9 protein-coding genes are annotated in these 15,719 nt (G+C 46.6%); 2 read left to right on the forward strand and 7 right to left on the reverse strand.

The genetic code is table 11. The annotated features are described in order from the left end of the window. The first annotated feature begins 53 nt into the window (after positions 1-53). On the forward strand, positions 54-794 hold the full coding sequence (locus tag AB4Z17_RS24900) for a cupin domain-containing protein (RefSeq protein WP_441962746.1): 741 nt from the start codon (positions 54-56) through the stop codon (positions 792-794). A 100-nt stretch (positions 795-894) separates the two neighbouring features. Here the strand turns inward: AB4Z17_RS24900 and AB4Z17_RS24905 are convergent, their stop codons facing one another. From AB4Z17_RS24905 to AB4Z17_RS24935, 7 genes are all read right to left on the reverse strand, one after another. Continuing rightward, positions 895-5,397, reverse strand: a complete 4,503-nt coding sequence (locus AB4Z17_RS24905) for a sugar-binding domain-containing protein (RefSeq protein WP_441962748.1) — start codon at positions 5,395-5,397, stop codon at positions 895-897. A 78-nt stretch (positions 5,398-5,475) separates the two neighbouring features. Beyond that, positions 5,476-9,858 carry a beta-L-arabinofuranosidase domain-containing protein gene (locus AB4Z17_RS24910; RefSeq protein ID WP_441962750.1) on the reverse strand — a complete coding sequence of 1,461 codons (4,383 nt, stop codon included), beginning with the start codon at positions 9,856-9,858 and terminating at the stop codon, positions 5,476-5,478. A gap of 88 nt (positions 9,859-9,946) precedes the next feature. Further along, the gene (locus AB4Z17_RS24915; protein ID WP_441962752.1) at positions 9,947-10,525 is read right to left on the reverse strand and encodes a TlpA family protein disulfide reductase; all 579 of its coding nucleotides are present in this window, start codon (positions 10,523-10,525) and stop codon (positions 9,947-9,949) included. 14 nt (positions 10,526-10,539) lie between these two features. Beyond that, entirely contained in the window at positions 10,540-11,532 is a 993-nt protein-coding gene (locus AB4Z17_RS24920; protein ID WP_441962754.1) for an S-layer homology domain-containing protein, read from the reverse strand. 236 nt (positions 11,533-11,768) lie between these two features. Then, positions 11,769-12,041 carry a DUF6171 family protein gene (locus AB4Z17_RS24925; RefSeq protein ID WP_441911054.1) on the reverse strand — a complete coding sequence of 91 codons (273 nt, stop codon included), beginning with the start codon at positions 12,039-12,041 and terminating at the stop codon, positions 11,769-11,771. Between the two features lie 14 nt (positions 12,042-12,055). Then, entirely contained in the window at positions 12,056-13,549 is a 1,494-nt protein-coding gene (locus tag AB4Z17_RS24930; RefSeq protein ID WP_441911136.1) for an alpha-N-arabinofuranosidase, read from the reverse strand. Positions 13,550-13,729: 180 nt separating this feature from the next. Continuing rightward, on the reverse strand, positions 13,730-14,518 hold the full coding sequence (locus AB4Z17_RS24935) for an alpha/beta hydrolase (protein WP_441962756.1): 789 nt from the start codon (positions 14,516-14,518) through the stop codon (positions 13,730-13,732). 242 nt (positions 14,519-14,760) lie between these two features. Between AB4Z17_RS24935 and AB4Z17_RS24940 the strand changes: the two genes are divergently transcribed. Next, positions 14,761-15,719, forward strand: a 959-nt coding sequence (locus AB4Z17_RS24940; protein ID WP_441962758.1) for an aldo/keto reductase, incomplete at its 3' end; no start/stop codon positions are given.

A 15,719-nucleotide genomic window follows, 5' to 3' on the forward strand; every position in this document is an offset into this window, starting at 1 on the left:
TCCTATCCCAGTAAACATTTAACAAGCTAATGGAAGAGGGGCAGGATTTACAAATGACTTCTTATATGGACTATACGTCTCCACAAACGGAATTTGCTTATGATTTGAACAATAGTACTTTTTTCAAAAAAGATCCATACAACTACATCAACTTGCTTTCAGTGAAGCAATTGAATACGTTAGGGAATTCGTCGCTTCTCGATATCTACCTTAGCAAAAGCAATGTCGTTGAGCCTCATTACCATCAGAATGCCTCTGAGCTCGTATATTGCATATCAGGATCAGCAGAAATCGCGCTTATGAACCCTTTTACGAACGAGTTCCTTCATTACTTGGTACAGCCTGCTCAAGTCGTCAACATTCCGCAAGGCTGGTGGCACTATGAAATGGCGACCGTCGATAATACTCATCTGCTAGCCATCTTTGATGCGCCAATCCCAGAAGTTATTTTTGGCTCCGATATTTTAAGATTAACTCCAACCAACATCCTTGCTTATACCTTCTGCTTAGATCAAGAAAAATTAGAAAACGCGTTAGCACCTTTAAAAGACACCGTTATTCTGGGACCTCCGAGCAATTGCAGCTATAATCCCGTACAWGGCCAAAGCAAAAATATGCAAAAGCCTAATCAAGCTCCAATGCAGCAGCAAGCTCCCGTGCAATCGAATCAAGTGTTGCAATCCAATCAAGCATTGCAGCCAAACCAAACCTTGCCGTCCAATAAAGCATATCAGCCTAACCAAGGCTATTACAATCAAATGTATGGCCAGCAGTATTATCAGCATCCATATTAATAACTTAAACCCACAGAAACCGACAAAAAAAGAGGGAACCCAAGCAGTCCGTTGCTTCGGGTCACCCTCTTCTTTATTGTAAGCAAAATCTAACGAAATGTTACCCCAGAATCCATCTTGCAAGCATCGCGATATCCACAATATCAATTTTGCCATCCGCATTTAGATCGGATTTCTTATACTGCGACCAATTCGGATCTGCGCTTGATTTGCCATATGCAGCTGCTACGATGCCGAGGTCGCCAATCGATACCTTATTGTCGTTATTAATATCGCCTGACAATTTAGATGCTTGGAACGTCGTTACTGCCGCACTTAACTGAGCAATAGCTGCGATCACTTGCGCTTCGCTTGCATTCGGGTTAACGGCAACGGCTTTCGCTGCTGCAATGGCATCACCGAACGCTGATTTTGCTGCTGCCGGATATTGACCAGGCTGTGTACCAACTATCGCTCCATCATAAATCGCTTCCGCTGCGGCTATCGCCTGATTTAAGCCTGTCACATCAACGACGGAGCTAATTTGCAGCGTATGGGAAGCTGATTTTGCTTCAAGCTCTTCTCCCAAGTGATTTGCAACCGTAAAGTCGCTAATTTGAATGGCTGTATTGCCTGTGCTCCCCGTAACAGCTGCCAAGAAGCTCAGCTTCAGCCATTCCGAATTGGCATCAATGCCTTTGCCTTGACCTGCCGCTACAATCCTCATCTTGCCGGGCTCGATAACCTTTTGCTCAAGGATGCTGAAATCCTGCTGCAAGGAGGTTGCGCCAGTCAGCGTTAATTTCGCAGCATCGAAGCTAACTGTTAAAATTTGCGCATACAGCTTTGAATATTTCTCCTCCGTTACGCCTGACAATCCAACCGTTGCATCGAAGGATTGACCCGCTTTCACCAGTGCCGCTCCGGCAATCGTAGCTCTCGCGTCTTTCACAGCAGGAGGTACAACAGAAGCTGCGAAATCAGCAACCGATTTGCCGAGTGCCGCCAACGCTGCATCTACTGCCGCTTGGTCTGCAGATGCAAGAGCCAATACGTCTTTAGCTGTTGCGATTGAAGCAGCAAATGCATCTTTGGCTGACTGCGGATATTGACCGGGTTCTGTGCCTGCAACAGCGGAGTTAAGTTTGGCTTCAGCAGATACAACTGCCGCTTGAAGCGCTGTTTTATCCGACAATTGAGCAGGACCAACCGAGAAATAATCAAAATTCGCTTGGATTGAAGTTTTATCACCCGAAGATAGGCCATAGAATCCGATTTTCAAATTGCTTAAATTAACGGTCATCGGGTCTGCCGCAGGTTTCCATGCGCTGCCATCCCAATAGAAAGTAGAAACGACATTGCCTACCTTTTTGATTTGCAAATAGGACGTATCGTAACCTGGATGGCTGACCATGTTTGTCGCTTTAACATAAACCGCATTTTTCTCATATGCGGTTTCGAGGCTTTTGCCAGTTGTTGCTTCCGTATCCCAAACATGGCCCAGCTTGACGTAATTGTCCTCATTTTGCCAAATGAACAGTCCCGCTTGCTGGAAGTTTTTGCGTACAGGAGCTTCCACTTTTGTTGTAATGACGAAGTCGCCTGCTGGCGCATCCTTTAAAAATATGTTCGGCAAGTTATTTGAATTTCCGAACGTGTCGCCTGGTGAAGTGTCCAAGCTTAAAAAGCCTGGTTTGCGTGTCAGCGACCATTTGGAGTTGTCTGCCTTAAAGACAGACCAAGCACTGTCTAGCGTCGCCTCATTAAACGGATCAACGGAAGAACCCGCTGGAATGGGATCTTTCACCGATACAAAAAATTGCTCACGCGCGCTTTGGAGAGATTTAAGGGCGGTTTGAATTTGCGCAGGCATTGCAGCATCATTCTGAGCTGTCTCGCGGGCTGAATCAATGACAGCTTTAAAGGAGTCAGCAGTCGATTGCTCATATTCGCCGGCTCCTGCACCCATTTTCGCGAGATTCAACATGCCTTCTGCTCTGGCAATTTCAGCGAGCAAATCCCCTTTGGTTGCTGTGCCTATGAGCTCACGGTGCGCGGTCGCAATTCGATCAAAATCCATTTTTTCAACCTTGCGATCGTAAGACAATAAGCCGTTAATTTCATATTCCACATCTGTAATTTGTGTGTATATGGCTGCGCTCAGGCCTGATTCCTTCAGCTGTTTCAGCCTATTGATGTAAGCGATATAAGTAGAAGTCAGCTGTTCTTTGCTATTCATTAATTGATAGGAGAATACGAGCGGACTCCATTCATGCCCTGGGACATGCAAGCCTAAACCGCCATATTCGCCAAGCACAGCTGCCCTTGTATCGCTGTAATTCGGAGCGCCGGGATCAGGATAGCGATGAATATCATTCAAATCGCCGACGCCAGCATCCCACCAGCCGCTTGTGCTGTTAACGAGCCTAGTCGAATCAAGGCTTTTTACATAGCTGGTAGCATCCTTCGTCAGTTGGCCTCCTTGATCGAATTGTCCCCAGCCTTCATTAAATACCGTCCACACAATGATCGATGTAACGCTGCGCAATTGATCGACCATCTCTTTGTATTCTTTAAACCACTGCGTCTTCGTTGCTTGTGTAATATCTGACCCTTTATTTCCTTGACGATCCTCAAGGCTCGGCATATCCTGCCATACGAGTACGCCTAGCTTATCAGCCCAATAATACCAGCGAGCGGGCTCTACCTTAATATGCTTGCGAATCGTATTCATGCCGACGCGTTTAACCGCCTCAATATCAAATTTCAATGCTTCGTCCGTAGGTGCCGTGTATATGCCGTCCGGCCAAAAACCTTGATCAAGCGGCCCCATCTGGAAGACGAATTTCCCATTTACTAGCGGCCTTGTTATACCGTCTACCTTGCCGAGCGTAATCTCTCTCATGCCAAAATAGCTTGAAACCTCATCTACTGTTTGTGCTCCATCCTTCAGATACACCTTTAGATCATATAGATATGGATCATCTGGGGACCAAAGCCGTGCATTTGGAACTGCCACAGCAATCTCAGCTCCAGCTGCTCCTGTTGCGGTTCCCACCACTTTTCCATTTTCCAAAACAACCGCTTCAATCGTTTGTCCTTCAACGCCGATAGCAGCTGCCTTCAGCTTCAAGATGCCGTTTTGAATATCTGTTGCCATATCGAGTTTATCGATATGTGCAGCTGCTACAGGCTCAAGCCACACCGTTTGCCATATACCCGATACGGAGGTATACCAAATTCCGCCGAGTTTTTTGACCGTTTGCTTGCCAACCGCTTGGTCTGCCCCCATATCCGTCTCATCCAGAACATGCACGATAAGCTCATTGTCCCCCGGCACAAGATAATCCGTAATATCAAAGCTAAATGAGGTATAACCTCCCTTATGGCTGCCTACCGATTGTCCATTCACATACACCGTTRCCAAGTAATCAACCGCTCCGAAATTCAGTTTCACTCGATCACCATTCCAGTTCTCTGGAACGGTAAAGGAGCGCTTATACCACATGAGATCCTCCACGCGGTTAATGCCCGAAAGCTTTGCTTCTGCTGCAAACGGAACGAGAATTTTCTCCTTCAACACTTGGCCTACAGGAACAGCTTCTCCCTTCTGGGCTGCTTGGAACTCCCATTCTCCATTCAAATTCATCCATTTTTCACGCGCTAATTGAGGTCTTGGGTATTCAGGCAGAACGTTTTCTTTGTCTACATCCTCCGCCCAAGGGGACATGATCTGATATTTCGAACCATTGTAGACAGGTTTATCGAAGCTAGCTACAGCAGCTCCCGCCACCGTTTCCAGTCCGCCTTTGCCATCGTAGATTACTTTAACATTGCCTACATCCTTAGAGTACATTGGATCTTTCAGCAGTACGGTGACGACTTTATCGTCCCCATCCTTCAAAGCTGCCGACAGAATAGGCAAATCGCCCGTCACGATACGCAATTTCAGATGCTTAACAAATTCAGGAGTGATTGGCTTCAAAGATTCTTGGAATGGCAGCTCAACTTGCAGACCATCCTCGGACACGATACCTCCAAGCGCGAAACCGTCTGGCAAGTAAAACGCTTCTGTTGGAACTGCCTCCTTCGCTAAGCTCTTGCTAGACCAGCGCAAGTGAACATTCGAGCCGCCCGTGTCTTCGAACAACTCCAGCTTAATGCTGTATTTCTGACCTGCAACCAAAGTGACAGGCTTTGAAGTTTGCTCTTTGTCCCAGTCCGCTATCCAGTGGTCGATCGTAAGCTTATTATCAACCCAAAGGCGGAAGCCATTATCACCTGTAATGTAAAAGGTGTAGTCCTCAGAGAGCTTAGGCTGAATGAAACCCGTCCATCTGATGCCGACGCGATCTTCTTGTCCTGTAAACATTTTGATGGCCGGCTCTAAATTGGAAATATCCAAATTCGAATCGTAGCCAGCTCCTTTAAAGGTTCCAAAAGCAAAATTGGGCGGCCCTCCCGCAGTGAAATATTCAGCCATCAGCCCATGCTGCTGCGAAGCTGCCATTCCCCCTGCATCTGCTGCCGCAGCCCGGGGTGCATAGGAGATTGCGGAAGCTACTATACTAAATATCATAGATAATGCCACAAGCGTACTCATTGTTTTTCTTATATTCAACATGAACGGAACCTCCAAAGATTCATAGTATCGATACCCAAATCTAGTGGAGGAAGTGATGCGCCTTCCCCCTTGTACCGTTTAGCCAAGAATCAAACGAGCGAGTAATGCAAGATCCTCAATATCCACTTTGCCATCATGATTCAAATCTGCCTTTTGGAACTGCTGCCAATTCGGATCGCTGCTGGATTTGCCATACGAATATGCTACAATTGCCAAATCGCCAACTGTAATTTTATTATCATGATTCACGTCACCGTTACTTGGCTTGATGACACCGGCAAGGAAGTCTTCTACTGCAGCATTCAGCTTCGTAATCGCGGCTGCAATTTCAGCTTTCGTTGCCTTCTCGTCACCAGCAACCAGCTTCGCTTTGTTGATAGCCGATTGCAGCTGCTGCTTCATCGCAGGAGGATATTGTCCCGGTTCTGTTCCTGTTTCCGCTCCATCATACAAAGCTTGCGCATGCGATAATGCCGCCAGCAGTGCAGACTTATCACCCGGAGCTGCCTGTATCTGAAGATGATGCTGAGCTTCAAGCAGCAGCAGCTCCTGCCCTTCTGCGTTTGCAAGCTTAACGTCGGTTACCGTTATAGAGGTATTTACCGTTTCATCTGCTATGCCAGCTCGGAAAGTCAACTTCAGCCAGTCTTCGTTTGGCGAAAGGGCTGCCCCCTCTCCAAAGGCTAATATCCGAATTTTGCCCGGCTCAAGCTCTTTAGGCTCAAGCACTTGCAGCCCTTCCCGTAGTGGTGTCGCACCCGAGAAGCTGAGCTTGCTTGGATCAAATGTTACCGTAACGTCCTGTGCATAAACACTCTGATATACGCTGTCCGTAACATTTCGAACCGCGAAGGTAAGATTCAGATCAGCACCGCTCGGTACATTTGCAGCACCTGTCAGTACAGCTGTCCCTTGATCCGAAGGCTCAACAGCTTCTTTACTAACTGCTGACAATGCGATGTAGTCTAACTCATAAAAGCCTGGATTTGGTCCAGAACCCCGCATAAACTTGATCGAGTTAACCCCTTCCTTCAGCTCAACATTGATACTTGAAGCCATAAATCTGCCCCAATTAATTGTCCCTGCGAGCTGTATGGATTGCTCTTCGCCTTCATTAACCATAATTTTCGCAGCAGCTGGCTGGTAATTCCCCGTATTCTGCGCGTACCAAATAAACATTTTGTACGTCCCTGCTGCTGGAACCTCAACCTGATTAAAGTTAACGTAGCTGTCGGCATAGTCGATGCCGCCAACGTAGCTTGAGCCTGATGCATGCACATTATTGCTGCGAGCCGACGCCTTGAACAGCTGGGCGTTTTCCGCCTCGTATTTATAAGGTTGAATGCCCGTTTCCTCAGTCACCTCAGGGAAATAAGTAACCCGCAGGTTTTCCGCTCCAAACGGAACAAGCGTAATTTCCTCCGTAGGCTCTGCGGAATATACTGGACCCACCGGCGGCTCTGCGGCTGATACCCCGTTAGCTGCTTTGCCCCATGACGGGATTCTCTTCCCTTTCGCAATTAGCTTTATCGGGGTAGTCTCCTGTATGAACGGATTATCCGGCATATCGGATACGATGACCTGAATCGATTCTGCTGGGTTGTCGCGATCAAGCAGCAAACCATAATTCCAAGGCGACTGCGCATTGATGCTGTATTCCTTGAAGCCAGGCGCCTTCACTTGCGGCGCTGGATTAGACTGCTCTACCCAGTTCTCATCGATTTTCAGAGAGAATACGAGCGGTCCTCGTTCGATGCCAATTGAATTATTGACCCAAGTCGACGTTTTGAGCTCCATTGGCAGCGTCAAAACAACAGTATCGCCTTTTATCCATTGCCGATCAATCGTAAAATATTGCCCGGATACTGCTGCCTCTTGCGGCTGTCCGTTCACCGTAATAACCGCTTTGTCCGTCCATTCCGGAATACGCAGCTTCAGCGGGAATTGCACACTCTTGGACGCTTCCTCAATCGTAAACCGAATTTGATCCTCGAACGGATAGTTCGTCGTTTCCTTAACGGTTACATTCGCTCCATTGATTTTGGCTGATACGCGGCTCGGTCCATAGGCAATAACGCCAAGCCCGCCATCCGAAGTACCCGCCCACATGTCCTTCACAAAATAAGGCCAGCCCATATGCATATTGAAACGACAGCAAGGATAACCCGAATAAGGCGACTGAACGGTGCCATTTCCGTAATTTTGCTTAAAGCCATGATCGGTTACGCCGCTTTGCACTTGATTCGGCAGCGAATAGTATTGATGGGTTTTAATATCCTTGCTCATTGCACCCGGTAGCGAATTAAAAGTAATTTTCTCCAGCGCATCTCCGATTGCGGGATTACCGGTAATCATGGCTGCAACCGCGTTGCTGTGTACCCGCTCCACAATGGCACAAAGCTCAACCCCTTGCGTTGAAGCTAACCCTGCGAGCATCTCTGTTCCTGAATTCATGCCGGTAATTTGATTATGTGATTGATTCAGATGCTCTACGCCTGCTTGAAATGCAAGCTTATCTGCTTCATTGTTCGATAGTTGATAATAAATAGAGGGGGTTTTAATCGATTGATTGACGTTGACTGTATGCTGCGAGTAAAAGTTGTCAGGATTAATCTTAGCGGCTGTTAAAAAATGGTCGTTCGTAAAAATGCCAGTCTCATCACCGCCTTGCTTATGCAGCTTCTCAGCGAGCTGCAGCAGAAACTCATCTCCCGTACGGTTGTACAGCCAGAGCACGACATTCATATTGTCGCCGCTGCGGATTTGTCCCCAATCCCTAAGCGGACGCTGGTCTAGATTGTTCAGCTGGTAATGAAAATAGTTCGTAAGAAAAGAAATCACTCTCTTGTCATTTGTCGCCTCGTAATAATCCTTGAGCACATAAATAGCAACCATGCGCGGCCACCAATCATTGTCGCTGGCAGGACCGAAGAAGCCGTCATCACGCTGGCTGTTCAACATCCAATTGACCCATTTTTGCGACTTTGCAATCAGCTCCGGATCGTCAAGCGTATAAGCGAGCGCGACCAATCCCTTCACATAATAGATAGGACGTTCCCAGTTCGATTCTGGCGCTGTTCCACCCAGCCACTCCGAATTTGTGCTGAGCTCTCCGTATAAATCCTCTGCGTATCCGGTTGCACCATCCTTCATTAGCTCTAACTGCTTAAGCAGCCAACCATCAGCTTTAACCGATCCAAGCGGAAGCGGCACAAACGGTGTTTGTACAAGCGGATCTTTATTTTTGACCAGCTCTTGGAACGACTCCGCCGGTACGGCATAATCTGTTGCAATAAAATTGTCAAACAGTGGCTCAGACTCATCCGCCCATACCCCAATGCCGCCTGAAGTAAACTTTTGTTCACTGTCATCGGTGTAATCCAAAATGGAATTATGCATATCGTCCACATATATTTTGATGCCATTTCCATAGGTTACGACCTTCAATTGGTAAAACTTGTTCGCAGTGACCGTATCCAGCGCCTTAACGACTTTCAGATCGGTCCACTTATCCGTTAGCCGGCGAAGAACCAAGTTGCCATCATTTCGCAGTCCTGCAAAATAACCTTGGGGCACCTTTCCCTCACCGCTTTGCTTAGTTCGAAACAAAAGTCCTGCTGTACCCGCAGCTAGCGGCAGCTTAATATCGGTCTCCACTGTAAAATCGGTGAACACCGTATCCTTTACGAGCAAAGCCTGATTTGCGCCAGCGTTTACGGTTATCCCGCCCGATTGCAATTTCCACTCGCCTTGAGCAGCATGCCAACTCGGCAATGTGAGCCCATCCGCTGGGGCATCAAATGAATCCGTAAATGCGAGCTCCCCCTTATCATTTGAAAGTTTGAGATTGTCATAGGTCGGCTGGGATTGGTAAAGCCTTACGCCGACCTGACCTTTCGTATAGGTCGTATCCGATTGTTCCAACACCAGCTTATCATCGACATAAAACTTAATTTGCGATCCGGCTACGCTAACTTTAAAGTGATAAACTACATTAGGATTAATCGCTATCGAAGTTCGCTTCAGCTCAGTCCATTTGTTGTCCATACGGCCTAGAAATACGCTGCCCGTTCCTTGGGCGGAAATGCCTGCGTAATAACCTTTCACATTGTCCGCCCCTGGCGCTGCGCTAACCGTTCGGAAAAGCAATCCCGCATCACCGTTTCGACTGGCAAGGCTTATATCTGCCTCCATGGTGCCATCTTGTATTTCGGTTTGCTTAACCAAAGCTTTAGATCCCGATCCGCTTTCTCCCGTCATTTTGCCATTTGCCGTTGACCATATTCCATCGATGACCGTCCAATTTTCATTAATGATGGAACGATTGAAATGATCCTCGAAAAAAACCGGCTCTGCTCCAGTCGCAGCTTCTACATGAACTGCTGGCAGAAAGATGCTTACATACATTGAAAAAATGAGCGGCAAAACAATCATTGATTTCAGCCTGGCACTGAACCGCATCCAGCTTCACTCCTCAATCTTAGTTCTTGCAAACGCAAGCTCATGCTAAGCTTGCGTTTCAATTCAGCTGCTAGTAGATGATGCAAGCTCACCTCCCCTCCGTTAACATTTCCAGCTTGCTCTCAAACTCCATCGGATCTATCAAATGAAACGTATCCAGTACCGTGCCGTCCGTGTCGATAATAAATGTGGTTGGCAGCGCATGCAGCTCGTATAAATAAGAGGCACGTTTATTGGCATCCAGTAAATTCGTAAACCGCCATTCATTTTCCTCGATGAACGTTTTAATTGCGCTTGCTTGTTTTTCTTCTGATGATAGATTGACGCCATAGAAATCGACCTTATCTTCATATCTCTCATGCAGCTTTTTTAAGGTGGGAGCTTCAACACTGCATGCCTCACACCAGCTCGCCCAAAACTGCAATACAATCGGTTTATCTTCTGCGCCCGCTACGGTGTGGGTTGTTCCGTTCAGATCCTTGAGCGTAAAGGCAGGCGCCTTCACTCCTGAAGTCGCTTTGCGGTGCAAAGCAGCCTCCTGATTCACACTTAATACGCTCTCCAGCGCGGATGCATCCAGCTTATCCCCTGCATTGCCGCTCATTTGATCCGAATTTAATATGAAAAACAAACCCAAGACCGTAGCTGACAAAAAAACGATAATCACTAGAATCGTTTTTTTCATTGCTTTGTGTCAATCAAAGCAAGCAAGAGAGTAACGGCTTCAGCCCGAGTCGCATTAGCGCTTGGTGCAAACTTATTTTCGCCTCTGCCTTTGATGATGCCCGCTTCAGCAGCCATCGCTACAGAAGGCTCCGCCCAAGCTGGAATTTGGCTCCGATCTGCAAACGACGATTTTTTCGCCTGATCAACCTTCCATTCGAGCGCTCTAACGACCATTACCGCAATCTCCGCGCGATTAATTGGCTTGCTAGGGCGGAACGTATTGTCCTCGTACCCTGTTATAATGCCAGCTTTTACTGCAGTACCAACAAAAGCGGAAGCCCAGCTTGGTATGCTGCCTGCATCTTTAAACGATACATCTGCTGCAAGATCAGCCTTCAAATCTAGTGCTCGGACGAGCATCGCTGCAAATTCCGCGCGGGTAACCTGTGCATTTGGTTTGAAGGTTCCGTCCGTATAACCATTAACAAACCCTAGCTGAACAGCCCGCTCAATGGATGCGATTGCCCAGTGTTCCGCAATATCTTTGAATGACAGCGCTGAATTTCCTAGGTTTGCGGTAAGCTTCACATTAGGCTTCAGCGTACTGGAATCGAGGGTGCTTTTTACAAGCTTCGCATCCGTGAGCAATACCTCGGTATCTCCATTTCCTATTGGCTCGAATAGAAAGCTGGATAATACGCTTTTACCATTCTCGCCTGCTTTGTTCCCTATCTTCGTCGCAGCAAACACAATTTGATTGCCTTCGACGATCGGCGATATCGAGAATCCTGCAATGCTGCTGCTGGCACTCTTAAAACGAAGCTTCTTTGCATCAAATGACAGCTTCACCTCATAAGCGTACATATCGGTTAGCTTATCCGCAGTAACGACGATTCTAATATCTTTATCCGATTTCTCCTGGGTGAGTGCGAACACCGGCGTATCCGCTGCAAACGCAAAGCTTGGGAGTGCCATAGCAAGCAATAAAATGATTAAACCAGCCGACATAAAACGCTTACATTTCTTCAATGAAATCGTCCCTTCCATATACATAGAATAGTAATGAGAGATGTGCATAACCATTTAGCAATCCAATCGATAGTTTTATTGTACAAAGATGAATTTGGAATGTATTTGCAATATCAGGTTAAAAGTTATGAATTTCCGCCGTTCCTTTTTAAAAATAAATAGAGCTGCTCTCTATATAGACAGAGAGCAGCTCTAAGATCCTTATTCATATATTTTTATGCATATTTCGACCAGCGGCTATCCCCAGGATTCGGACAAGCACGTTCTTTATATTTGGCGGCAATACGTACGAAACACCCGCATACGATACATGTTGTACCATATTGAAACTTGGGGCAGTTTCTACATTGCTGCAGTCGCTGCTCGTACACATCATCCGGCACACTAATTTCGGACTGGAACATCGGCGCCGCCAAAATCCGATCGATCTGCTCGTCAGTGACAATGTAATCATCACGACAGCCTTTGCACGCATTTTTGCTGCTCATCGCTGGTGGTATCCCTATTCCGAGATCAGCTCTAGCACTGTTACCGACATTGGCGAGAGCTTCGCGCTAATTTTTGATCCATTAACAGTGAAAGCTTGAAATGCGGTTGGCGCAACAGCTTCCGGATTTTCAAACGTGTTGTGCGCATCCTTAATGGAGGCTGTAAGCTCTGTACCCGAAACCTTAAGCCCTGCGCCTGCTAGGCCGCGAAGATCAATCTCCACATCCGCTTCGGACTGATTGTCCAAATTACACAAGCTTACATGAATGCGGCCACTCGCGTCCTTCGAAGCAGATACGGATACTTGCGGAATCTTCTGGTCATTGTGCGCATAATCCTGACTGTCAATCGACGTGGTAAGAAGCGTTGCATCCTGATGCACCTTATACATATCAAAAACGTGATACGTTGGCGTCAGCACCATTTTCTCACCCTCAGTCAAAATGACCGATTGCAGCACATTGATCACCTGAGCAATGTTAGCCATTTGTACCCGGTCACAATGATCGTGGAAAATATGAAGCGTAATTCCAGCAACCAGCGCATCACGAATCGTGTTTTGCTGATACAGGAACCCTGGATTTGTACCCGGCTCCACATCGTACCACGTACCCCATTCATCAACCATAAGGCCAACTCGCTTCTTCGGATCATAACGATCCATAATAGCCGAATGACGTGTAATCAGCTCGTCCATATAAAAGGTTTTCTTTAATGTACCGTACCATTCATCCTCGGAGAAACCTGTTGCTGGACCTTTTTGTGTCCAAAACTCACCCGGAATGGTGTAATAATGCAGCGATATCGCGTCCATCATCCCATGCGCTTCCCGCATGACAACGTCCATCCAGCGGTAATCATCTACGTTTGGACCACAAGCGATCTTATGAATTTTGTTATCGCCATAATTGCGCACATAGGTTTGATATCTGCGATACAGATCCGCATAATATTCAGGACGCATGTTGCCGCCGCAGCCCCAGTTCTCGTTGCCGACGCCAAAATATTTCACGTTCCACGGCTTTTCCCTGCCGTTTTCTGTACGCAGTTCTGCCATTGGCGATACGCCGTCAAATGTCATGTACTCTACCCACTCCGACATTTCCTGAACGGTGCCGCTGCCCACGTTTCCTGATATGTAAGGCTCGCATTCCAGCATTTCACACAGCATCAAAAACTCATGCGTGCCAAAATGATTGTTCTCAACAACACCGCCCCAGTGGGTGTTGATCATCCGCTTGCGCGACTCGCGCGGTCCAATGCCATCCTTCCAATGATATTCGTCCGCGAAGCAGCCGCCCGGCCAACGAAGAACTGGAATTTTCAGCTGCTTAAGCGCTGCGACTACATCATTGCGAATCCCGTTAGTGTTCGGAATAGGAGAATCCTCGCCTACCCATATCCCTTCATAAATACAACGTCCCAAATGCTCAGAGAAATGTCCATAAATATTGCGATTAATCGTACCTGCAGCCAAATCAGCGTTAATGGTTATACGGTTTGCCAAATGAATCGACCTCGCTTCAATATAATAGAATAAATAGACTTTGATAAAAGTTGAATTAACATATTTATTCATCCTTACACTCATACATTAATCCTAACCAAATCATAATGGTAGCGGATACATTTTGCAACCCTTCGAATAAAAAAAAGCTACCAGCCTCTCGGCATGATAGCTTCCTTCTTATTCGTTTTGTTTTGGCAGCCAATCTAAGAAATGCTGGATATGCGTGTCCCAATAGCTCCATTCATGATTGCCTGGGCCTTCAACATAAGTTAAAGGATAATTCGCCTTCTCGCTCGCATTACGGAAGGCGATATTATCATTGTATAGAAAATCCTCTGTACCACAGCACTGATAGAGCAGAGGCTTAGCCGCCGAATCCAGCTTGGCACTCCCCGCTATAAGATGCAGCAAATCATCATCCGTGCCTTTAATTTCTTTATCACCATATATGAGATGGAACAGACGCTTCAGATCAGTCAATTCGCTCCGTTTCACCATATCCGCCATATCCAGCGCGCCGGATAAGCTGCCAGCTGCGGCAAAACGATCCGGATGCCTTAACGCCCATTTGAATGCACCATAACCGCCCATCGATAAGCCAGCAACAAAATTATCTTCACGGGCATCAGATAGCGGGAAGAAAGAACGAGCAACGGCCGGAAGCTCTTCGGTTAGAAACGTCCAATATTTATTGCCATATGCCATATCCGTATAAAAGCTTTGATGCACATTCGGCATGACAACCGCAAAACCTTGCTCGGCTACATAACGTTCGATAGAAGTTCTGCGCATCCAAATGGTATCATCATCAGATAAGCCATGCAGTAAATATAACGTTTTATGAAGCTTCTGACTGCTGCGATTATTCATACCAATTTGCGATGTCGTCTGCTGCGGCAAAATAACGGTCATCGATGTACTGAGGCCCAGTGCCTCAGAAAAAAAGTTGCAAGTAATGAGTGCCAAACGATATTCCTCCTATTAATAAATATGCTTTTTTATCCGCTTACTCAAATGATATGTAATACTAGTAATGTAGCATCTATATGAAGCGCTTGCAATCTATCATATGAAACAGTGATGCTTTCATGCCGTATACGCCCTAAGGTTAGTTAGTGAACTTTTTTTCAGTGCTTATATGTACAGAAATAGAAAGGTATAATAGAAATCGTCACAGAGTGAATATAAATTTTGGAGGTTGATTACGAATGAAAATGATGCCCTTAGAGCGTCGTGGAATATCCGACAGCCGTCTTGTGTTAGGCTGTATGGGTTTTGGCGGAAGCTGGGATCTTGCAGACCCGATTACACCTGATCATATCAAGCAAGCAGAGGAAGCGATAGAAGCCGCGCTATCAATCGGAATTACGATGTATGATCATGCGGACATTTACACAAGAGGCAAAGCAGAATCCGTATTCGGTCAAATTCTTAAAAAGCAGCCCAAGCTTCGCGAGCAGCTCGTTATTCAATCCAAAGTAGGCATTCAGCTATCCGATGGCATTTTACCTGGTCGCTTCAATTTCTCGCAAGAGCATATTTTATCGTCTGTCGATGGCATATTGGAGAGGCTTGGCACAGAATACTTAGATGTTTTGCTGCTTCATCGCCCTGATCCGCTTATGGAGCCGGATGAAATTGCAGAAGCTTTTACGAAGCTGAAATTATCCGGCAAGGTCCGCAACTTTGGCGTATCCAATATGAGCCCGGGACAAATTCGTTTCCTGCAGCGCTCGCTGCCTGATCCTATTGTCGTAAATCAGCTGGAGATGAGTCTACTCCGTCATGATTTCATCGATCAAGGTGTGCATGTCAACCAAAAGGCAGGTTTAAAAGACAACTTTGCTGAAGGTCTTATGGAATTGATGCAAATGGAAAATATACAAATTCAAGCATGGGGGCCACTGGCACAGGGGAAATTTTCTGGAAGAGTATCCGAGAACGCAACGGAGTCAGAATTGAAAACAGCTGCTCTCGTACAACAAATAGCTGAAGAAAATGAAACGACACCGGAAGCCATCGTACTAGCTTGGTTAATGAAGCATCCCGCTCGTATTCAGCCTGTAATCGGCACTGTTAATCCTAAGCGGATAGCAGCCTGCAAGGATGCGGTGAAGCAATCGGAACTTATGACGAGAGAGCAATGGTATACACTTCTAGTAAGCGC

The organism is Paenibacillus sp. TAF43_2, from assembly GCF_052113545.1.
GTDB lineage: Bacteria > Bacillota > Bacilli > Paenibacillales > Paenibacillaceae > Pristimantibacillus.

Bases quoted from the DNA above. Each gene is read 5' to 3' on its own strand.
- AB4Z17_RS24925 (WP_441911054.1), bottom strand. From the start codon at position 12,041: ATGAGCAGCAAAAATGCGTGCAAAGGCTGTCGTGATGATTACATTGTC.
- AB4Z17_RS24920 (WP_441962754.1), bottom strand. From the start codon at position 11,532: ATGTCGGCTGGTTTAATCATTTTATTGCTTGCTATGGCACTCCCAAGC.
- AB4Z17_RS24910 (WP_441962750.1), bottom strand. From the start codon at position 9,858: ATGCGGTTCAGTGCCAGGCTGAAATCAATGATTGTTTTGCCGCTCATT.